We start from the raw sequence: 20,631 nt of genomic DNA on the forward strand, positions 1-20,631 counted from the left end.
CTAGTCCTCCTTGTAGCCGGAGTAGATTTTCTGCAGCTCGCCGCGCTCGGCCAGCGTGCGCAGCGCCTGCCGCAGCTGCTCCACCGCGGCGGGCGGCAGCGAGGGCGACACCGCGAAATACAACGCGTCCTCTTTGAACACGGTGGGCAGCAGCCGTATCATGCCTTTCAGCTGCTCGTCCGCAATATAGCGCCGCAGCGCGTTTTCCGTGTGGTAGAAGAAGCGACCGCGCTTGTGCAGCAGCTTGCGCAGATTGACGTCGGTGTCGCGGCTGGTGGCGTCCACGTGCAGCCCCGGCTCGTGCTGCAGCATGGCTTCGTGCGCCGTGCCCTTGGAGACGATGATGACGCTGTCCGGGCCCAGCTTGCGGATGTCGTCCAGCGACTTGACCACCACCTTGTCGTCGGCGCGCACGGCGATCTTGTGGCGCACGGTGTAGACCGGAATGTCGATGAAGCCGAATCTGGCTTCGCGCGCGCTGGTGCGTATCAGCGCGCAAAACGCGTCCAGTTGGCCCTCCGCCAGCGCCGACTCTATGCGCGGCAGCGACATGGGCTGGGTCCAGCCGCTGAAGTGCAGTTGCGGGTCGGCGTGTTCGAGCGCCTTGATCACGTCCACGCAGATGCCCTTGTGCTTGGCGCGCAGCTCGTACTTGAGGGTGTTGTTGTCCTGCGCCGCCGTGCGCAGCACCAGCGGGCCGGCGTGCGCCGGACCGGCCGGGCAGGCCAGGGCGACGCAGCACAGGACCGCCAGGCGCGCCCGGTCAGGCCATGACGGCGGCATCGTGGCTCTCCATCCAGCGCAGCAGTTCGCGGCCGAACACGCGCGTGCGCGCCGTCTCCACTTGCCGCCGCTTGTAGGCCTCGTGGCTGGCGGGGCCGCTCAGGCTGAGGTCATGGCTGGCCTTGTCCATCAGCTGGATCTCGTACTCGAAGAAGAAGCCCACGTCGTAGTCCGGCTCCACCGATTCCTGCCCGGCCGCGTCCTGCGCGGCGAAGATGGGCAGGCTGCTGCCGCCCGCATCGTCGGCGTGCAGATGTATCATTTTGCGCACCGTCACCTGGATGCTGCTGAAGCCTTCGCCGCTGTGCGGATTGTCGCGCCGGTTCTGCGGTTCCGAGCGCGCCAGCAGCTCGTCGTCCATGCGCAGCAGCAGCTGTGCCGGATACTGCTCGCTGCGCTCCAGCATGGGCCGGTATTTGCAGAACACCTCCTTGGCCGCCTCCATGTCCAGCAGCGTGTTGCGGGTCCGCTGCGAATCCACATTGGTCACCGACAGCAGATGCGCGCGCTGCAGGGTTTGCAGCGCCAGCAGGCATTCGAAGCGGGTGTTGAAGATCATGCGCACGCCCAGGTGGTCGTACACGTCCGCCGCCAGGTAGGCCGCCTTTTGCAGCAGCTTGAGCAAAATGCTGTTGCGGCCCTTGTTGTTCTTGCGGTCGAAATGCAGCAGCGGCAAACAGGTGTCGCCGTGCGTGAGGAAGTAGTGGCCGTCCTCGCAGCGTATCACCTCGTCCAGCGAGGCGAACACCTGCTCGCGGATGGTGTTGAAGTGGCGCAGCTTGAGGTTGTTGTCGATGTAGAAGATGCCGTGCATGACCTTGAGCACCGCGCACGACCACATGCGCAGCGCGTCCGCGTGCATGCCGCGCCGCGAGGCGTACACCAGCAGCTGCAGCGGGTCGTCCGGGCTGCGCACGTCATGCGGGATCAGCGCCTCCTGTCCCGGCTCCAGGAAAGTGCAGGCGATGAAGGCCACCGCCTCGCGGTGCGCGCGCGCGATCACGGCGGGCGCTGCCGGCTGTTCCAGGTCGAAGCCGTATTCAAGCACGAACTGGCGCGCGTCGTGCAGATTGCGCAGCGCCAGCGCGCCCAGGTCGATGGCGGACACGCCGCTGGCGATCGCGTTGAGGTAGCCCCAGTTCAGCGAGAATTTATGCGCGCACTTGAGTGAAGCATGCAGTTCAGTCATGTCCTCGACCATCACCACTATCCGATAAGCAAGTATCCCCCTGTGCCGGGCGGCGGTCAATCGGGCTCTGGCCGGCGTTGCAATTTGATCGCCGGCGCGGGCCGGCGCCCGCCTGGGCATGCTGCGCCGCAGCACGTCTGGCGGCATGTTCAAGCGGGCGTCGGTCCGCTTACCCCGGCGCTATACTTGCTCATGACTTCAAATCTGACAGGCACAACCGATCCGGGCCAGCCGGGTTTGGCGCCGGCGACTCAGGCCCTGCTGGCTTGCCGCAGCGAGGTGGTGACGGCCTGGATGGATGTGGTGCGGTCCGAAGTGAGCAAGGCGGGAGCGCTGCATACCTCCATCCTGGGCAATACCCTGCCCGCCATCGTCGATACGCTGGCCCTGCTGCTGACCGAGAGCGAGCGCGAGCATGCGGTCAGCGACCTGCTGGCGCTGGCCACCGAGCACGGCGGCGAGCGCGCGCGCCTGACGCCCTACGACATCACCACCCTGATCCACGAAATGCAGCTGTTCAAGCGCGTGCTGTTGGCCCGGCTGGAGCAGGCCGCGGCGCCGCTGGATACGGAGCAGCGCGCGCTGATCTCGTCCAGCATAGACAATATGATGCGCGACAGCGCCAACGCATTTTCCGCCGTGCAAGCGGCGCTGCGCGAACAGTTTGTGGCCGCCATCACGCACGACCTGCGCACGCCCTTGTCGAACGCGCGCATGGCCGCCGAGCTGATTGAGCGCAACGCCGGCGACGGCGACGTGCGCCAGCTGGCCCAGACCATTCTGCGCAGCGCGGAGCGGATCGACACCATGACGCGCGAACTGCTGGACCGCATCGTGTTCGGCAGCTGCGGCAAGCTGGCCTTGCGCATCAGCGAATTCGACCTGGCCGAGCTGGCGCGCGACGTGGCCGGCGCCATCGCTTCGGCCGGGCATGTGGAGCTGGAGCTGCCGCCGCAGCCGCTGCTCGGCTACTGGTGCCGCGATTCGCTGCGGCGCGCCATGGAGAATCTGGTCGGCAACGCCATCAAGTACGGCCGCCCGGATGCGCCGGTGCAGCTGTCGGTCAGCGTCATGCTCGAGCGCGTCGCGATTGCCGTGCACAACGACGGCGAGCCGATCGCGCCCGAGGACTGCGAGAGCATCTTCCAGGTCTACCGCCGCGCCGCGCGCGCCAAGGACGCGGCGCAGGGCTGGGGCGTGGGCCTGCCGTTCGCCCGCAAAGTGGCCGAGGCGCATGGCGGCAGCATTATTGTGGCAAGCAACCAACAGGACGGCACCACCTTCGTCATCGACATTCCGCGCGATGCCCGCCCCCACCAAGGGTCGCCCACGGTCGCCTGACGGGTGGCCAATCAATCATCTGATCAGTCAGCTGATCAGCCAGTTGCTCAACTCAGTGACTATTTGAACCGGCCATGTTCCGGGCGAAATGAATCCGCATATGATCGGAATCGCGTTGGGACGCGCGCTTCATTTCCAAACAAATAAATCACAAGGAAGCAACATGACTAGCCGGCACGGTAACACCCCTCATCTTCCCGCTTTGAAACCCACCTTGATCGCCCTGGCGGTATTGACGCTCGCCACCTCGCTGCAAGCGCAGGCCCAGGACAGCGGCAAGGACAAGCCAGACGACAACGTGGTGGTCGTGACCGGCTTTCGCGCCAGCCTGAACAGCGCGCTGAACACCAAGAAAAACAGCGACGGCATCGTCGATGTCATCAAGGCGGAAGACATCGCCAAATTCCCGGACGCCAACCTGGCCGAGTCGCTGCAGCGCGTGCCGGGCGTATCGCTCACGCGCGGCGACGGCGGCGAGGGCAAGCAGATCACCGTGCGCGGCCTGAACGCGGGCTTTACGCGCGTGCGCATCAACGGCATCGAAGGCGTGACCGCCACCGGCGCCTCCGACATCAACGGCAGCACCAACCGCGGCCGCGGCTTCGACTTCAGCGTGTTCGCTTCGGAGCTGTTCAACAGCCTGGAAGTGCGCAAGACCTCGGAAGCCAGCGTGGAAGAGGGCTCGCTGGGCGCCACCGTCGACCTGCGCACCGCGCGCCCGTTCGACTTCAAGGGCCAGACCTTCAGCCTGGGCGGCCAGGAATCGTGGAACGGCCTGTCGCGCAAGGCCGAGCCGCGCGTGACCGCGCTGTACTCGGACCGCTGGGACACCCCGATCGGCAAGATAGGCGCGCTGGCCTCGGTGGCCTATTCCAAGCGCACCGTGCAGGAAGAGGGCTACGAGGCGGTTGAACTGCTGAGCGCCAGCCAGGACGGCGGCTTCTGCTCGCCGCTGGGCTATGCGCCGCAAAACCCGGTCAACACCCCGGCCAAGGGCATCACCGCCACCGCCTGCGGCACCGGCGTGCCGCGCACCTCCAACCTGGCCGCCTACAACGACGTGATGGGCCGCTTGGACAACTACGGCGGCACCGTGGCCAGCCCGGCCGCCGGCTCGGGCGCCTTCGCGCCGCGCATTCCGCGCTACCGCCGTTCGCTCACCAACTACGAGCGCACCGGCATCACCGCGTCGGCGCAATGGCGTCCGGACACCAAGACCGAGCTGAACCTGGACTTCATGGGCGGCAAGTTCGTCAACGACCGCTACGACAACTACATCTCGGCCATCTCCTTCGGCCGCACCCTGGGCCAGTCCAACGGCAAGCCGCAGTCCTCCATCCTGGACGCCCACTTCGACGCCAACGGCAGCTGGGACTACGGCAAGTTCAACGCGGTGGACATCCGCACCGAAGGCCTGCTGGACAAATACACCACCTTGTTCCGCCAGAACGTGCTGTCCGGCAGCCGCGAGATCACCGACCGCTTGAAAGTGGACTTCCTGACCGGCATCTCGAACTCCGACCTGGACGAACCGATGCGCGCCACGGTGCAGTTCGACCGCCCCAATGTGGACGGCTTCTCCTTCGACTTCCGCAACAACCGCAACGTGCCGACGCTGAACTTCGGCATGGACGTGGCCAACCCCAGCCTGTTCAGCTTCGCGCCGCAGGAAGCGGACGGCACCTTCCACGGCCAGTTCGTGGGCCGCTACCTGCACACCAAGAACAAGCTGCGCACCAACGCCATCAACGCCAGCTACGAGCTGAACGACAACCTCACGCTGCGCGGCGGCCTGTCGAACCGCAAGAACACCTGGACCAACGTCGAGATCGGTTCGGGCGGCAACGGACTGACGCTGCCGGCCGGCACCACCATGGCCAGCATCACGCGCCAGATCGACGGCTTCGGCCGCGGCCTGGGCGGCAGCGGCGTGCCGACCTCGTGGACGGCGGTGGACCTGGACAAATTCCGCGCGATCTACGATATCGAATGCCACTGCTCGAAAGTGCCGGGCTCCGAGTACAACTACCTGGCGGCGGCCGACCGTGGCGTGGAAGAGGGCATCAACGCGCTGTTCGGTTCGGTCGACTTCAAGTACGACATCGGCCCGATCGGCCTGCGCGGCAATGTGGGCGTGCGCGGCGCGGAAACCAAAGCCACCTCGTTCGCCATGATCAACGCCAACGGCGTGATGACGCCGGCCACCGTCGAGCACAAATACCGCGACGTGCTGCCGGCGCTGAACGTGACCGCGTCGCTGCCGCAGGACGTGCTGCTGCGCTTCTCGGCCGGCAAGACGCTGTCGCGTCCGGAGTACACCGACCTGGCGCCGTCGGCCACGCTGTCCACGCAGAACCAGTCGGTCACCATCGGCAATCCCAACCTGGACCCGATCCGCGCCCGCACCTATGACCTGCAGGCCGAGTGGTACTACGCCAAGAACGCGCTGCTGTCGGTGGGCTACTTCCGCAAGGAGATCAACACCTTTATCCAGGGCGTCTCCGAGCGCGCGGTGTTCTCCTCGCTGGGGCTGCCTGATTCGGTGCTGATCGGCGGCGGCTGCAGCATCACCGGCGGCACGCCGGCCTGCCCGACGCTGCCCGACACCGTGGTGACGGTGGGCCGCAAGGTCAACACGCCGGGCGGTCCGCTGAACGGCTTCGAAGTGAACCTGCAGGCGCCGTTCAGCTTCCTGCCAGCCGGCTGGAACAACTTCGGCCTGCTGGCCAACTACACCCACGTCGATTCGAAGATCACCTACGTGACCCGGGTGGACAACCCGAACACGCCGGCCAACGAGTTGCTGAGCAAGACCGCCAACTTCACCGGCCTGTCGCCGAACGCGCACAACATCACGCTGTTCTACGAAGATCCGAAGTTCAGCGCGCGGGTCTCGGCGGCGCACCGTTCGGCCTATCTGCTGAACGTGCTGGGCGATGTGGCCGGGCATGACTTCACGGTGGTGGACGGTTCGACCAATATCGACTTCAGCCTGTCCTACAACATCACGCCGAAACTGCGCGTCAGCCTGGAAGGCCAGAACCTGACCGACACCGCGCTGCGCTACGGCCGCGACCTGCAGCGCAACGACACGCTGCTCTACGTCCACTCCGGCCGCACCTTCGTGCTGGGCCTGACCTACAAGTACTGATGTAGGCAGTTCTGTTCGATGTGCCTTACCTGGTAAGCTGGTGCTAAACTGGGTAAACACATCGAACGGAGGTGCGTCATGGCTGTCGCTACGCTTACTGAGAAGGGACAAATTGTCATCCCGGCAGAAATCCGTGCCCGTTACGAGTTGACGCCGGGGACACAGCTTGAGTTTGTCGACGAGGGTGGTGTGATACGGCTGCTTGTTCGCCGCCGTGTAACACAGTCGGACCCCGCCGCCGGTTACGGCATGGTGAAAATTCCCTCTGGCGGCAAAGCAAGAAAACTTTCAGATTTCGACGCCGCATCGTTGCTTGCCAAGAGCTAGCCCTACCCATGATTGCGGTCGATACCAATATCCTCGCGCGCTTCTACTGCGACGACCCGGATGACAAAGAAGCGGCGAGACAAAGCCCCGCCGCGCGCAAAGTCATGCTGGAATCGCCATCCCTTTTTGTGCCATTGACTGTGGTACTGGAACTTGAATGGGTCATGCGCGGATTCTATGGTTTGCCGCCAGCTGCCTTCTGCCGGGTGGCGGCTCACCTGCTGGGCACGCCAAACTGGGGATGTCGCCACAGGTAATCCTGCCCGCCGCTGTGTAAGCGATGTCCAGATTTGCTGGTGCGCTGAGGCCTAGTGGTGCAGCTGCGCCGCGCTGGCCGTCTGGCCGGGCTGGTCGACGTGCAGGGCGCGCTCGGCGCCGGCGGTGTCGTAATAGGACTGGAAGCGCGCCACCTTGCCGTCGCGTAGGTGGAACACGTGGACCCAGGGGCTGTCGTAGCTGCGGCCGGTGTTCCTGGCCATCCAGGTGGCCGTGCCCGTCACCACTACTTGATCCCCTTCGGCAATGAACTGCTGCGGTACAAAGCTGAGCGCCTTCACCGACGTATCCAGCTTGTGGAAGAACTGCGCGATTTCGGCCTTGCCGTGGAAACAGCCGGCGAAGGGAACGAATTCGGATTCGGGACCGAGCCACTCGGCGTCGTCGTGGTAGCGCTCGAGCAGCTGGCGGATGTCGCCGGTCTGGAACAGGCGATAGCCTTCCATGACCAGCTGCTTGTTTTCCTGTATGCCCATGACATACCTCCTGATAGGTCGGCAGTCCGACAGCAGTCGCGGATGGTCGTGCCGCAGAGAGCCGATCTGTTAAGCCTAGTGCCGGTCCGGCGGAAGTCAAGGACGGCGCCAAGGTTTGCTATGCTAGCGTCTTTCGCACGGAGTTTAGATTATGGTTTCATTGGCAGATCAGCTGCTCAAAGCCGGCCTGGTGGACAAAAAGAAGGTCAAGGTCGTCAACCAGGACAAGAGCAAACAGAAGAAGGAAGAGCGCCGCACCGGCACCGAGAGCGTGGACGAGGCGCGCCTGGCTGCGCTGGAAATCCAGCGCAAGCAGGCCGAACGCGCGCGCGAACTGAACGCCCAGCGCGACGCGGCCGCCGCGCAGAAAGCCATCCAGGCGCAGATCGCGCAGATGGTGCAGCAGAACCGCCAGAACAAGGGCAAGGGCGACGTGCCCTACAACTTCACCTTCGGCACCAAGATCGAGCGCATCTATGTGTCGCCCGAGGTGCAGGCCCATCTGGTTGCCGGCCGCCTGGTGATCGTGTGCCTGAACGGCGCCGTGGAACTGGTGCCGCGCGTGATCGCCGACAAGATCGCCGAGCGCGACGAATCCATCGTGGTGCGCGTGAAACAGGCCAGCGCCGAAGTCGACGAGGACGATCCCTACGCCGCCTTCAAGATTCCTGATGATCTGATGTGGTAAAGCCCCACCCCGGCAATGCGCACTTGTAGTAACATCAACATTCTGAATGGCATTTTTCAGGATAGTGCGCGTCGCCGGGGAGGCCCATGCTTGTCATACGAAACACCCAGCTGAAAGCGTTCGGACCGCTGTTGCGCCAGCGTTTTGAACACGAGCTTGCCGCCAGGCTGGTGGCTTCCTATCCGCGCGAATGCCGGCAGGCCGGCGGCGCGGACCAGATCCTGCTGCTGGCCCGGCAGGGCGTGCAGGCGGCGGCCGCCAGGGGCTACACCAGCAAGCGCCAGGCCGGCATCTATGTGGCGTTGAGCTTCATCCTCGGTGTGGATTTCGCCAGCGACCCCCAGCTGCCCTGGGTGGCCGACTACCTGGACGAGCAGGCCATCGCCGATCCCACCATGCGGCTGCAACAGCTGTACGCCGCCACCCTGGACTATCTCGCCGCCACCGCAGGCAGCGACGGCCAGCACGTGGTGCGCGCCATGCTGCGCATGCGCGCCTTCGACCTCGCAGACGCGCCGCGCCGCAGCGGCGAGGCCTGGATCAGCGACGTGGCCGCCATCTTCCAGCACTTCTATCCCGAAAAATACCGCCACCAGGGCGACGCGCTGATGCGGCGCGTGATCTGGTCCGGCAGGCGCCGCGCCAAACAATATGGCCTGGCCGCGCCGGCGGGCGTCTTCGTGTTCCTGGAGCTGATGTTCATGCTGGGCAGCGGCTTCGACCACGATCCCCTCCATCCCTGGGCCGCCGCCATTTTGAACGACGCGGGCATAGGCAGCGAAGCCGAGCGCACCGGGCGGCTGTACGCGGCGGCGATGGCGCATCTGGCGCAGTCGCTGTCCGGCCAGGAGCCCGTACACCCCCCGCAACAGGAGCGCGCAGCATGAGTGGAAAAAGCAGCAGCCAGGCTGCCACCCTGGACCAGGACATGAAAAAGGGCGGCGACGGCGCCGTGGATGGCTCCGTCCAGCCCTGTCCCAAGGCCCAGCGGCCCAAGCTGCTGGTGAAGGTGAGCTGCGACGTGGACGGCCCCAAGACCATCTGCGCCAACGTCAACGCAGTGGGGCAAAAGGCCAGCAAGGCCAAGACCGGCATCGCCGATTTCGGCGCGGTATCGCCCGGCACCTACACGGTCAGCGTGGCCGCCATCCTGGCGCCGGACGACAAGGATTACGTGATACTGCCCGCCGCCACCAGCACGGTCACGCTGGCGCAGGGCGACAGCAAGACCGTCGAGCTCAAGGTCGACAAGAAGAACATCGTCAAACCCAAGCTGGAACTGGAGTACAAGGTGGTGATGCTGGACCGGGGCCTGGGCGACCTGCAGGACGCCAGCCAGCCCAAGCTGCTGCCGGACCCGACTTATGTGGAGCTGTCCTTCACCGAAAGCAGCAAGACCTATCCCTATCCCGGCGGCGGCAAATTCAGCTGTACGCCGGACAATGTGAAGGTCTACCTTGATGCCGCCTGCACCCAGGAGCTGACCGCCGACCTGACCGCGCAGCAGCTTGCGGCGGACACCAAACTCAAGCTGTATTTGCGCGGCAAGACCGCAGGCAAGTTCAGCGCCAAACTGGAGCTGACCGACCCGTCCTTGCCTGGCGTGCGGGTGGACGAAGCGGCAGTCGAGGGCATGGGCGTGGTGGAACTGGAGATGGTGCTGCACCAGCATGAGCGCGCGAAGCTGCTGAACCTGAAAGGCAAGCCGGACGACGCCGACGCGCTCAACAAACTCAAGCTGCCCAAGCCGGCCGCCATGGCCGACGCCGACAAGGTGACGAAAATGGGCCGCCTGCTGCATGAGCAAGACAACGGCAACTTTTCCCGCGCCAAGCTGCTCATTAAGAAATACACCAAGAAGCACTGGCCGGACGGCACCGACGACTACCAGATCGTGCTGACGCAAACGGCCACCACCGGTACGCTGGCCATCCATGGCAAGGAATGGGACGACGATCCGAAAAACCCCGTCAAGATCACGGTGGCGGATTTAAAGGCCAAGGAGCACGAGTTCTGGGTGGAGGGCGGCAGCGCCACCAGCGCCTTGCTGGACGTAAAGCTGGACCTGGGCATGGACCGCGCCGACGGCGGCCTGGCCAAGACCCCCAAGCGCCACGGCGACTGGGCCGGCTTCACGGTGGTGAAAATCGACGAGGTGAAGGTGGACTACCAGGCGCCTGCCACTGGTGCCGCCTGGGACGATACCGAGAAACGCTTCCACATCAATCTGCTGGCGGGGACGGAGGGCCGCAAAGTCACCATAGGCGCCAAGCTGAGCGTGGCGCTGGCGGACGTGGATCTGCACCTCATGCTGGCGCCGGACAAGGACAACCGGAAGAAGGCCAACTGGAACGTGGACATGCCCAAGAGCTGGGACTGGAAGAAAATATCCGCTGACCTGAAGCACCTGGACAAGCAGGACTACAAGAAATACCTGCACCTTTCGGCCAAGACCGACGCCGCGGGCTACGCCAAGGTGGAGGTGATACTGTCGCGCTTCGGCGGCGACAAATTCCACCCGGCGGCCTATATCGACCAGGATCCGCACCTGGCCAAGTACGTGGACGGCCACGCGGAACTGGCGAAGCGCAAACCGGTGACGGCCAAGGACGACAGCATCACCGTCTGGCGCAAAGTCTGGTACCAGTTGACCAAGGACGCCGGCTTTACTCCTCCCGTGGCGGACGCTACCGAGAAGGCCTACGAGGAGGTGTACACCGAGCTGGAACTGGCCAATACCTTTGATTTCGACGCCGGCAGCGCGCCGGCCCGCACCTATTACCCGGAATACATGCTCAAACCGGGCAGCAGCTCGACTGCCGGCGTCGCCAATATCGGCAGCTACAACAAGGATGACGTGGCGGCCCTGCTGGTGACGCAGACGGACCAGCCGGTCAAGCGGCATCTGATGGTCTGCGCCTACCAATGCGACCCCAAGGACCCCGTCACCGGCAAGAGTGAGCCGATCGAGACGGACATGAGCGGCCAGGCGATCGATATTTACGTCGGCAGCAACCTGTACGTGGTGGAGCCGGAAATGAAGAATGGCGGCAGCATGGCGGTCTCGGTCTACTGGTACCGCGATTCCGACAAGACGCAGCAGCCGCTCGCCGCCAATGCGGCCACGGTGCCCATTCCACGCAAAAAGCGCGGCCACATCCAGGTGACGCTGCCTGCCATCGTGCCGCCGCCCTCGCCCGACGACGCGGTGTACGTGGTGGCACGGTGCAACACGGCCAAGGGTTTTCTTGGCGAGAGCTTCAGCGTCCGGCATACGCTGGCGGTGTACGACCCCACGGATAACGACGATTATTTCGATACGATTACCCATGAGTTCGGCCACTCTTTCAACCAGACGCCACGTCCCGGCAAGCAGCCGGACTCCCTGCCCAAGCATCCCAAGCAGAAGGACCGGGGGCAAGGCAATCACTGCCAGCTGAATGACGGCAAGGAAGGCAAGAAAACCAAGTACCTGTGCGTGATGTACGATGCCGGGCCGATGAAATGGGGCATCCATAAATTCTGCCCCAAGTGCCAGCCCTATGTGCTGGCGGAAGATTTCCACAAACCTTGAGCGGCGGGAGCAGTATGCGATTGCGTAACCGTGGCGTAGCGGCGCTGATCCTGGCCGCCGCCGTATCAATTTCTTCAGGGGCAGCGACTATGCAGCAAAACAAGGACATGGCGGCCAGCTTGCTGCATCTGCCGGACGCCGACTACGCGCGCCTGGACCGCGCCAGGCTGGGCGCCTTGCAGGATCAGCTGATCATGCTGGGGCGCTACGAGGGCACGGCGCTCGGCATGCCGGCCGTGGTCGATACCGCGCGCCAGAACAACCTGCCGCTGCTGTGGGCCGTGGTGGCCAGCAATCTACGCCAGTGGCGCGTGGTGGGCGAGCGCAACAGCACGCTGGTGGTGGCCGATCTGCTGACCGGCAAGGTCAGCGTGCAGGACGCGTATTTCGGTCCCAAGAAGCAAAGCCTGCACGGTATTCCCATGTCCGCCGAGGGCGATGCCGCCAGCGTGGACGCGCCGCGCGGTTCCTCCGCCAGCACCACAGTGCTGGATGTGCGCGGCATCGTGAATCTTCCGTGGCAGGCGGGGCGCTACGCGGTGACCATGCTGATGCATGACTGGAAGTCCAACACTGCCACGGTCCAGCTGCTGCAAGGCGGCCAAGGCGTGGCGGACGCCGCGCTGAGATCCTTGCGCTGGCCTTACGGCGAAGCGGCCGGCCTGGAAAAGAAACCGGCGCCGCCGGCCGAGTGGAAGGCGAAAGCGGATGCGCAGGCTGGCCCGGGCATGGTGCTGGAACTTGCCGCGCCGCGCTCCCTGCTGCGCGGCGCGGGCAAGGTGGCGCTGGCGCCGGGCAACCTCGTGGCGGACAGCAAAGGGGCGGTGCAAGCGGTGCTGCGCGTCACCTTGCTGGTGGCCGCCATCGACGACCCCAAGCCGCGTAAGACCGAGGTGCTGGTGCCGGTTTTCGGCAGCGCGGCGCTGAAGGCGGGCGACGTGGTGCCGCTGGCGTTCGAGGTGCAGCTTGAGGCGGCGCTGCGTGCAACCCTGCCGCCGGCCGCCTACCAGGTCTACGCGGTGGTCAACGACATTGTCGCCGGGCCGGTGGCGTTGACAATTGCCAGGTAGGCGGTCTCAAGCCTGTTTATGCCAGCGGCAGTTCCAGCACCTGATTCGTGCTCATGACGGCGCCGAAGGCGTCCGCAATGGCGGCCAGCGCCGCGCGGTGCAGCGCCGCATGCGGCAGCTCGCCGCCCGGCGTGTCCAGGCTGCGCGTGGCGCAGGCGTCCTCCGGCACGATCACGCCATAGCCCAGCGGCACCGCGTCGCGCGCCGCGCCGGTGACGCACATATGCGTCATCAGGCCGGTCACGATCAGGGTGTTGACGCCGGCCGCTTTCAGGCGCTGGTCCAGGTCCGTGCCCTGGAAAGCGCTGACCTGCGACTTCTGCACCACCGCGTGCCCGGCGCCGGGCTGCAGCTCGCTGTGGAAGCGCACCGTGTCGCCGTCCTGCGCAAAGATGGGGCTGCCCGCCGGGATGACGTGCTGGATATGGAACACGGGCATGCCGGCCCGGTCCGCATGCGCGATCAGGCGCTGCGTGTTGCGCAGTGCGCTCATGCCGTCCGGTATTAGCATTTTGCCGCTGAAGTACTCGTTCTGGAAATCGATCACGAGCAGGGCGGTGCTGCCTGCGGCGATGCTCTGTGGCGCGGCGGCGCCGGCCAGGGTGCGGATGGTGGGATGGTTCATGATGTGCTCCTGTCTGGTTTATGTTGAGTGACGACAGGAAGCAGTATCCGGCCAGCGCGCCGTCCGCGAAAGCGGCCCGCAGGACAACATGTGATAGGATTGGGCCATGCCTCACGCCATAGCCCACACCATCGTCGTGCTCGCCTTCGAAGGCATCAGCCCCTTCCATTTGTCCGTGCCCTGCATGGTGTTCGGCGACGACCTGGCGCGCCTGGGCGGGCCGCGCTACACGCTGCTGGTGTGCGCCGAGCAGGCCGGGCTGGTTGCCACCATGTCCGGCTTCAGCATCGCCGTGCCGCACGGCCTGGACGCGCTGGAGCGGGCGGACACCGTCATCGTGCCCGCCTGGAGCGATCCCGAACAAGCGCCCTCGCCAGCGCTGCTGCAAGCCCTGCGCGCCGCGCACGCGCGGGGCGCGCGGGTGGTGGGCCTGTGCCTGGGCGCCTTCGTGCTGGCCGAAGCCGGCCTGCTGGACGGCCGCAGCGCCTCCACGCACTGGGTCTGGAGCGAGGACTTTGCGCGCAAATACCCCAAGGTCAAGCTGGACCAGAAAGTGCTGTACGTGGACGAGGGCGACATCCTCACCTCGGCCGGCACCGCCGCCGCCATCGACTGCTGTTTGCACCTGCTGCGCTGCGACCACGGCGCGGAAGTGGCCAACCGCGTGGCGCGGCGCATGGTGGTGGCGCCGCACCGCGACGGCGGCCAGGCCCAGTACATAGAACAGCCGCTGCCCAAGGGCGGCAGCGGCGACCCGCTGGACGCCGTGCTGGCGTGGGCGCAGGCGCACCTGGACCAGCCGCTCTGCCTGGACCAGCTGGCCGGGCGCGCCGCCATGAGCCGGCGCAATTTCACGCGCCGCTTCAAGGCCCGCACCGGCGCCACCGTGGCGCAGTGGCTGCTGAACCACCGCCTGGCCGCCGCCCAGCGCCTGCTCGAGACCGGCGAGCTGGCCATGGACCGCGTGGCCGAGCTGGCCGGCTTCGGCTCCACCGTATCGCTGCGGCAGCAGTTCAGCGCCGCGTTCTCGCTCTCGCCCGCCGCCTACCGCAAACAGTTCCGCCCCAAATAATGGACGCCCAAAAAAACAAGCCCCCGCGCTGGATACAGCGCGGGGGCTTGCGACCGGTTGCCTTGTGGGCGAGGGTAAAACGGGCTGCTGCTTAAAACTGTTTAGAACTGGTTCATGGTGTTGTCTTTACCGGCGGCTTTCAGGGCCGCTTCGCCGCTGAAGTAGTCCTTGTGGTCGTCGCCGATGTCCGAACCGGACATGTTCTGGTGCTTGACGCAGGCGATGCCCTGGCGGATTTCCTTGCGCTGCACGCCGGCCACGTAGCCCAGCATGCCTTGCTCGCCGAAGTAGTCCTTGGCCAGGTTGTCGGTCGACAGCGCGGCGGTGTGGTAGGTCGGCAGCGTGATCAGGTGGTGGAAGATGCCCGCTTCGCGCGCCGCGTCGGCCTGGAAGGTGCGGATCTTCTCGTCGGCCGTGATGGCCAGTTCGGTCTGGTCGTATTCCACGCTCATCAGCTTGCTGCGCTCGTAGGACGACACGTCCTTGCCGGCTTCCTTCATCGCGTCGTACACCTGCTGGCGGAAGTTCAGGGTCCAGTTGAACGACGGGCTGTTGTTGTACACCAGCTTGGCGTTCGGGATGACCTTGCGGATTTCGCTGACCATGCCGCCGATCTGGGCGATGTGCGGTTTTTCGGTTTCGATCCACAGCAGGTCGGCGCCGTTCTGCAGCGCGGTCACGCAGTCGAGCACGCAGCGCGCCTCGCCGGTGCCGGCGCGGAACTGGAACAGATTGCTCGGCAGGCGCTTCGGACGCAGCAACTGGTTGCCGCGCTTGATGACCACGTCGCCATTGCCCAGCGCGTCGGCCGACACTTCGTCGCAGTCGAGGAAGGCGTTGTACTGGTCGCCCAGGTCGCCCGGCTTGGCGGTCACGGCGATCTGCTTGGTCAGGCCGGCGCCCAGCGAGTCGGTGCGGGCCACGATGATGCCGTCGTCCACGCCCAGTTCCAGGAAGGCGTAGCGGATGGCGCGGATCTTGGCCAGGAAGTCCTCATGCGGCACGGTGACCTTGCCGTCCTGGTGGCCGCACTGCTTCTCGTCCGACACCTGGTTCTCGATCTGGATGCAGCAGGCGCCCGCTTCGATGAACTGCTTGGCCAGCAGATAGGTGGCCTCGGCGTTGCCGAAGCCGGCGTCGATGTCGGCGATGATGGGCACGACGTGGGTGATGTGGCCGTCGATCTTGGCCTGGATGGCGGCCTTGGCGGCGCCGTCGGCGGCGTCCAGTTCGCGGAACAGGCCGCCCAATTCACGGGCGTCGGCCTGGCGCAGGAAGGTGTACAGCTCCTTGATCAGCGCCGAGACGGCGGTTTTTTCGTGCATGGACTGGTCCGGCAGCGGGCCGAACTCGGAGCGCAGCGCGGCCACCATCCAGCCGGACAGGTAGAGGTAGCGGCGGTCGGTGCTGTTGAAGTGCTTTTTGATGGAGATCATCTTCTGCTGGCCGATGAAACCGTGCCAGCAGCCCAGCGATTGCGTGTACTTGGACGGGTCCTTGTCATAAGCGTCCATGTCGGCGCGCATGATCTTGGCGGTGTACTTGGCGATGTCCAGGCCGGTCTTGAACTTGTTCTGGGCGCGCATGCGGGCGGCCGACTCCGGGTTGATCGCATTCCAGGCGCTGCCTTGCTGTTCTTTCAGGGCGCCGATGGCGTTGATGTCGTCTTGGTACTGGGACATGAGAATCTCCTAGGTGGTAAGGCAAGAAAGTGAAACCGCTTGCATTAATAGTAGGCCTTTTTATTGCGGCGCAACAGGGTCTTATATAAGACATATAAGTAAAATTAATTCCTTATTTTTCAATTACTTATTTACTCTATTTTGCTATATGAAATAAATTTTCGAAAAATGAAATCTGCCGTGCTGCGTTTTTTTGTGCGGGATCCCATGATGTGGAATGCCTTTTCGGCTCATGAATAAACAGCATGCCACTGGAGTAAAATGATTGCATGATCGACATCAATGAAGCGGATTTCCGCCGCCTGGACCTGAATCTGCTGCTGGTGTTCACCGCTTTGTTGCGTGAACGCAGCGTTACCAGGGCGGCGCAGCGGCTTTATTTGGGCCAGCCTGCCGTGAGCGCAGCGCTGTCGCGGCTGCGCGCCTTCACCGGCGACGAGCTGTTCGTGCGCACGCCGTCCGGCATGGCGCCCACCGCGCGCGCGCTGGCGCTGGCCGAAGCGGTCAAGCCGGCGCTGGAGAACCTGAGCCTGGCCCTGTTCGCGCCGGCCGGCTTCGATCCGGCCAGCAGCACGCGCTGCTTCACGCTGGGCATGTTCGATATCGGGGAAGTAACGCTGGCGCCGGCCCTGCTGGCGCGCATGGAGCAGGCCGGGCAGGGCATGCGGCTGGCGCTCAAGCCGGCCGACCGCAACAACAGCGCCCAGCTGCTGGAGAGCGGCGCGATCGACCTGGCGCTGGCGGATTTTGGGGCGGTGCCGAGCTGGCTGCGCAGCATGCCTCTCTATAGCGAGCAGTTCGCCTGCATCTTCGATCCGGCCCTGGTGCCGGCGGCGCTGCCGATTTCGCTGGAAGACTACCTGGCCTATCCCCACCTGCTGACATCCTTCAGCGGCGGCTTTTCCGGCTTTGTGGACGAGGTGCTGGCGCGGCAGGGGCTGGCGCGCCGCGTGGTGCTGGCCACGTCGCGCTTCACCACGCTGCCCTTTGTGCTGGGAGCTTTCCCCTCGCTGGCCACCTTGCCGCTCAGGGCGGCGCAGGCCTATGCGGCGCGGCTGCAGCTGGCCATCAGCCCGCTGCCGTTTGCCTTGCCGGACGTGGACCTGTCGCTGGCGTGGCACGCGCGCCACGAGAACGACGCCGGCCACGCCTGGTTCCGCGAACTGGTGGCCAGCGTGGCCACCGGAGCGCAGGAGAGCTGAACTTATTTGGCGGCCAGCCGCAGGAAGTCCTTGATGTACTGCGCCGACAGTTCGGGATACTGGTGCTGCGGGCCGTGGCCCGATTCGGCCAGCATGATGAACTGGGCGCGCGGGATCTGCCCCAGCAGCGGATACCAGTTGCCGGACGGCGTGCTGATGTCGTTGCTGCCGCCCAGGATCAGCATGGGCGTAGTGCTTTGCGTGAGCTGCGCGCGGCGGCCCTTGGCGTCCGCGTGGGCGGTGCGGGCCGCGCCCAGGAAGGCCATGAACTCGTCCATCGTGGCGGGAATCTTCTCCGTCACGCCGCCGCGCGCATGGATGCGCTCGTGGGACGCTTTCGCCGCCGCCATGCTGCGCGCCGATTTCGGTTCGAAGAACAGCACTTCCTCGTCCGCCAGGTCGTTCACGGGCTTCAGCGCGCGGTCCAGGAAGGCCTGCTGGATGGGCAGCGCGTTCTCGCCCACCGGGTTGGCGCCGATGATGACGGCGTGCGTCACCAGCTCCGGATGCTCCACCACCATGGTCTGCGCCACAAAGCCGCCCCAGCTCCAGCCGCCCATGGCGAACTTGTCCAGTCCCAGCTCGGCGGCCAGGGCGACGACGATGGCGGCCACGTCGCTCATGTCCGCCGGCAGCTTGCCGCTGGAATAGCCCACGCCGGGGTAGTCGAAGGTGATGACGGTGTGCGCGGCGGCCAGGCCTTCGAGGAACAGCGGGTCCCAGGTGTCCAGCGTGCCGCGCATGCGGTTGGCCAGCAGCAGCGGGCTGCCGCTGCCGATCTTGCGGTAGGCGATGCTGTCGCCATTGATGGTGGCGAACTGGGTGGCGGCTTGGTCTGCGGCGTAGGTGCTCATGGTATGTCCTTTCGGTTGGTTTGCTGCGGAAGGCGCAGCGCATGAGTACAAGATAGGCCTGCTGCATGAATCATTCAAATTGATTGATTGAATTTCAAATATCAACGCCGTTAATGTTACGTGTTTGTATCCGCTGCCCCCGCGCCGCAAACGCTGGGGCATACTGCTCATCTGTTGAATTTTGATGGAGGCAGCACATGAAACGCACCACCTTGGCCGCACTGCTATGGGCACTGGCCGGTTCCCATGCATACGCGGCGGCGCCGCTGGCGGGCATCGATACGGCGGCGGCCGACAAAGCCGTGAGGACGCAGGACGACTTCTACCGCGCCTCGCAAGGCAAATGGCTGAACGACGTGGCCATTCCCGCCGACCGCGCCACCTGGGGCGCGTTCAACGAGGCGCAGGAAAAGGTTGAAAGGCAGGTGCGCTCCATCATAGAAAAAGCGGAGCAGGACAAGGCCCGCAAGAACGGTTCGGACGAGCAGAAGATAGGCGACTACTACGCCAGCTTCATGAACGAAAGCCTGCGCAACGCCCAGGGCCTGAAGCCGCTGCAAGGCGAACTGGCCAAGGTCGCCGCGCTGTCCGGCAAGGACGGCATTGCCGCGCTGGCCGCGCACTTCAACCGCATCGACGCCACCGCCCCCATCGACATGGGTGTGCGCCAGGACGCCAAGGATTCCACCCGCTACGTGCTGGGCATTTCGCAGTCCGGCCTGGGCCTGCCCAACCGCGACTACTTCCTGTCCGATAAGGATGCGCGCCTGAGCGACATCCGCAGCAAATACCAGCAGCACGTGCAAAAGCTGCTGGCGCTGGCCGGCCACGCCGACGCGGCGGCCGAAGCGGAGCAGATCATCGCACTGGAAACCGGCATCGCCGGCGCGCACTGGACCGCCGTCGAGCGCCGCGACCCGGTCAAGGGCTACAACAAGCTGACGCTGGCCCAGCTCAAGGCGCTGATGCCCAACTTCGACTGGGACGCCTACATGAAGGGCGCCGGCGTGGCCGGCAAGGCGGACAGCGTCATCGTCGGCCAGCCTAGCTACCTGGAAGGGCTGGACAAGCTGATCGCCGCCACGCCGCTGCCGGTATGGAAAGCCTACTTCACCTTCCACTTGCTGAGCGCCTACGCGCCTTACCTGTCGCAGGAATTCGCCGCCGAGAGCTTCGCCTTCCGGGGCGCCATCCTGGCCGGCACCAAGGAACAGCGCCCGCTGCAAAGCCGCGCCATCGCGGAAGTGAACCGCTCGCTGGGCGAAATGGTGGGCAAGGCCTACGTCAAGGAATACTTCCCGCCCGAGCGCAAGAAGCAGGTGGAAGACATGGCGCAGAACTTCATCGCCGCCTTCCGCGAAGGCATCGAGTCGCTGGACTGGATGAGCAAGGAAACCAAGCAGCAGGCGCAGATCAAGCTGTCCAAGATCAGCGTGAAGGTCGGCTACCCCGACCAGTGGCGCGACTATGGCAGCCTGGCCATCAAGCGCGACGATCTGGTGGGCAATGTGATGCGCGCGCGCGTGTTCGGCAACGAGATCAATATGAACCGCCTCGGCAAGCCGGTGGACCGCAAGGTGTGGGGCATGACGCCGCAAACCGTGAACGCCTACTACAACGCCTCGCTGAACGAAGTGGTGTTCCCGGCCGCGCGCCTGCAATTCCCGCTGTACGACCCGAACGCCGAACCGGCGGTCAACTACGGCGCGGTCGGCATCTCCATCGGCCACGAAATCAGCCATGCCTTCGACGACAAGGGCTCGCAGTTCGACGGCGACGGCAACCTGCGCAACTGGTGGACCAAGGAAGACGGCGAGAAGTTCGCCGCGCGCGGCAAGATGCTGGTGGCGCAGTACGGTGCCTACAGCCCGGTTCCCGGCTACCACCTGAACGGCGAACTGACGCTGGGTGAAAACATCGCCGACAACGCCGGCCTGGTCATGGCCACGCGCGCCTACCGCATCTACATGAAAGGCGCGCCGGGGCCGGTGATCGACGGCTACACGGCGGAGCAGCGCCTGTTCATGGGCATGGCCCAGGCCCGCCGCGGCAAGTCGCGCGAAGCCAACGCCATCGCCCAGGTCAAGTCCGACCCGCACTCGCCGCCGGAATTCCGCGTGAACGGCAGCGTGAAGAACCACCCGGACTTCTACCGCGTGTTCGACGTTAAGGAAGGCGACAAGATGTACTTGCCGCCGGAGCAGCGCGTCATCTTCTGGTAAGCGCGCGGCGCGTTCGCCATGCTCCGGCCAGGAGCATGGCGGCGCCAGCATGGGCGGTCGGCGGGACGGTGCTACACTGCGCCCTTACATTCGATTGCC

The 20,631-nt window shown here is 65.1% G+C and carries 17 protein-coding genes; 11 read left to right on the plus strand and 6 right to left on the minus strand.

The window, feature by feature from the left end; genetic code table 11:
• Together AC07S4_RS22870 and AC07S4_RS22875 are read right to left on the minus strand one after the other, a co-directional pair.
• On the minus strand, window positions 1–783 hold the full coding sequence (locus tag AC07S4_RS22870; RefSeq protein ID WP_494988808.1) for a substrate-binding periplasmic protein: 783 nt from the start codon (window positions 781–783) through the stop codon (window positions 1–3).
• A complete protein-coding gene (locus AC07S4_RS22875) occupies window positions 764–1,972 on the minus strand; it encodes a TIGR04552 family protein (RefSeq protein WP_494988809.1) in 1,209 nt (402 codons plus the stop codon). The genes AC07S4_RS22870 and AC07S4_RS22875 overlap by 20 nt, the downstream gene beginning before the upstream one ends.
• A 237-nt stretch (window positions 1,973–2,209) precedes the next feature.
• On the opposite strand from AC07S4_RS22875, the gene AC07S4_RS22880 reads away from it, so the two are divergent.
• The 4 genes from AC07S4_RS22880 to AC07S4_RS22895 all read left to right on the plus strand — a co-directional run bounded on the left by AC07S4_RS22880 (window position 2,210) and on the right by AC07S4_RS22895 (window position 7,048).
• On the plus strand, window positions 2,210–3,313 hold the full coding sequence (locus AC07S4_RS22880; protein WP_494988810.1) for a sensor histidine kinase: 1,104 nt from the start codon (window positions 2,210–2,212) through the stop codon (window positions 3,311–3,313).
• 163 nt (window positions 3,314–3,476) lie between these two features.
• On the plus strand, window positions 3,477–6,464 hold the full coding sequence (locus AC07S4_RS22885) for a TonB-dependent receptor (RefSeq protein ID WP_494988811.1): 2,988 nt from the start codon (window positions 3,477–3,479) through the stop codon (window positions 6,462–6,464).
• 78 nt (window positions 6,465–6,542) lie between these two features.
• A complete protein-coding gene (locus tag AC07S4_RS22890; RefSeq protein WP_494988812.1) occupies window positions 6,543–6,791 on the plus strand; it encodes an AbrB/MazE/SpoVT family DNA-binding domain-containing protein in 249 nt (82 codons plus the stop codon).
• Window positions 6,792–6,799: 8 nt separating this feature from the next.
• Window positions 6,800–7,048 (plus strand): PIN domain-containing protein, encoded by a 249-nt coding sequence (locus tag AC07S4_RS22895; protein ID WP_494988813.1) that lies wholly within the window; start codon window positions 6,800–6,802, stop codon window positions 7,046–7,048.
• A 51-nt stretch (window positions 7,049–7,099) separates the two neighbouring features.
• Here the strand turns inward: AC07S4_RS22895 and AC07S4_RS22900 are convergent, their stop codons facing one another.
• Window positions 7,100–7,543 carry a nuclear transport factor 2 family protein gene (locus AC07S4_RS22900; protein ID WP_494988814.1) on the minus strand — a complete coding sequence of 148 codons (444 nt, stop codon included), beginning with the start codon at window positions 7,541–7,543 and terminating at the stop codon, window positions 7,100–7,102.
• A 151-nt stretch (window positions 7,544–7,694) separates the two neighbouring features.
• On the opposite strand from AC07S4_RS22900, the gene AC07S4_RS22905 reads away from it, so the two are divergent.
• From AC07S4_RS22905 to AC07S4_RS22920, 4 genes are all read left to right on the plus strand, one after another.
• Window positions 7,695–8,231 (plus strand): DUF2058 domain-containing protein, encoded by a 537-nt coding sequence (locus tag AC07S4_RS22905; RefSeq protein ID WP_494988815.1) that lies wholly within the window; start codon window positions 7,695–7,697, stop codon window positions 8,229–8,231.
• Window positions 8,232–8,317: 86 nt separating this feature from the next.
• Window positions 8,318–9,118, plus strand: coding sequence for a hypothetical protein (locus AC07S4_RS22910; RefSeq protein ID WP_494988816.1), 801 nt, complete (start codon window positions 8,318–8,320; stop codon window positions 9,116–9,118).
• The gene (locus AC07S4_RS22915; protein WP_494988817.1) at window positions 9,115–11,805 is read left to right on the plus strand and encodes a hypothetical protein; all 2,691 of its coding nucleotides are present in this window, start codon (window positions 9,115–9,117) and stop codon (window positions 11,803–11,805) included. Before AC07S4_RS22910 ends, AC07S4_RS22915 begins: the two co-directional genes overlap by 4 nt.
• Before the next feature lie 89 nt (window positions 11,806–11,894).
• On the plus strand, window positions 11,895–12,875 hold the full coding sequence (locus tag AC07S4_RS22920; protein WP_494988818.1) for a hypothetical protein: 981 nt from the start codon (window positions 11,895–11,897) through the stop codon (window positions 12,873–12,875).
• 16 nt (window positions 12,876–12,891) lie between these two features.
• Here AC07S4_RS22920 and AC07S4_RS22925 read toward each other — a convergent pair whose 3' ends face one another.
• The gene (locus AC07S4_RS22925; protein ID WP_494988819.1) at window positions 12,892–13,500 is read right to left on the minus strand and encodes a cysteine hydrolase family protein; all 609 of its coding nucleotides are present in this window, start codon (window positions 13,498–13,500) and stop codon (window positions 12,892–12,894) included.
• 106 nt (window positions 13,501–13,606) lie between these two features.
• Here AC07S4_RS22925 and AC07S4_RS22930 point away from each other — a divergent pair, with 106 nt between their 5' ends.
• Window positions 13,607–14,572, plus strand: a complete 966-nt coding sequence (locus tag AC07S4_RS22930; protein ID WP_494988820.1) for a GlxA family transcriptional regulator — start codon at window positions 13,607–13,609, stop codon at window positions 14,570–14,572.
• A 101-nt stretch (window positions 14,573–14,673) separates the two neighbouring features.
• On the opposite strand, the gene AC07S4_RS22935 is transcribed toward AC07S4_RS22930, so the two are convergent.
• Complete coding sequence (locus tag AC07S4_RS22935; protein WP_494988821.1) at window positions 14,674–16,254, minus strand: isocitrate lyase; 1,581 nt, start codon at window positions 16,252–16,254, stop codon at window positions 14,674–14,676.
• A gap of 269 nt (window positions 16,255–16,523) precedes the next feature.
• Here AC07S4_RS22935 and AC07S4_RS22940 point away from each other — a divergent pair, with 269 nt between their 5' ends.
• On the plus strand, window positions 16,524–17,456 hold the full coding sequence (locus AC07S4_RS22940) for a LysR family transcriptional regulator (RefSeq protein ID WP_494988822.1): 933 nt from the start codon (window positions 16,524–16,526) through the stop codon (window positions 17,454–17,456).
• Window positions 17,457–17,458: 2 nt separating this feature from the next.
• Here AC07S4_RS22940 and AC07S4_RS22945 read toward each other — a convergent pair whose 3' ends face one another.
• Window positions 17,459–18,310 (minus strand): alpha/beta fold hydrolase, encoded by an 852-nt coding sequence (locus AC07S4_RS22945; RefSeq protein ID WP_494988823.1) that lies wholly within the window; start codon window positions 18,308–18,310, stop codon window positions 17,459–17,461.
• Between the two features lie 197 nt (window positions 18,311–18,507).
• Between AC07S4_RS22945 and AC07S4_RS22950 the strand changes: the two genes are divergently transcribed.
• Window positions 18,508–20,532, plus strand: coding sequence for a M13 family metallopeptidase (locus tag AC07S4_RS22950; protein ID WP_494988824.1), 2,025 nt, complete (start codon window positions 18,508–18,510; stop codon window positions 20,530–20,532).
• Window positions 20,533–20,631 lie beyond the last annotated feature (99 nt).

It is taken from the genome of Pseudoduganella sp. GW821-FHT05F09, assembly GCF_059419605.1.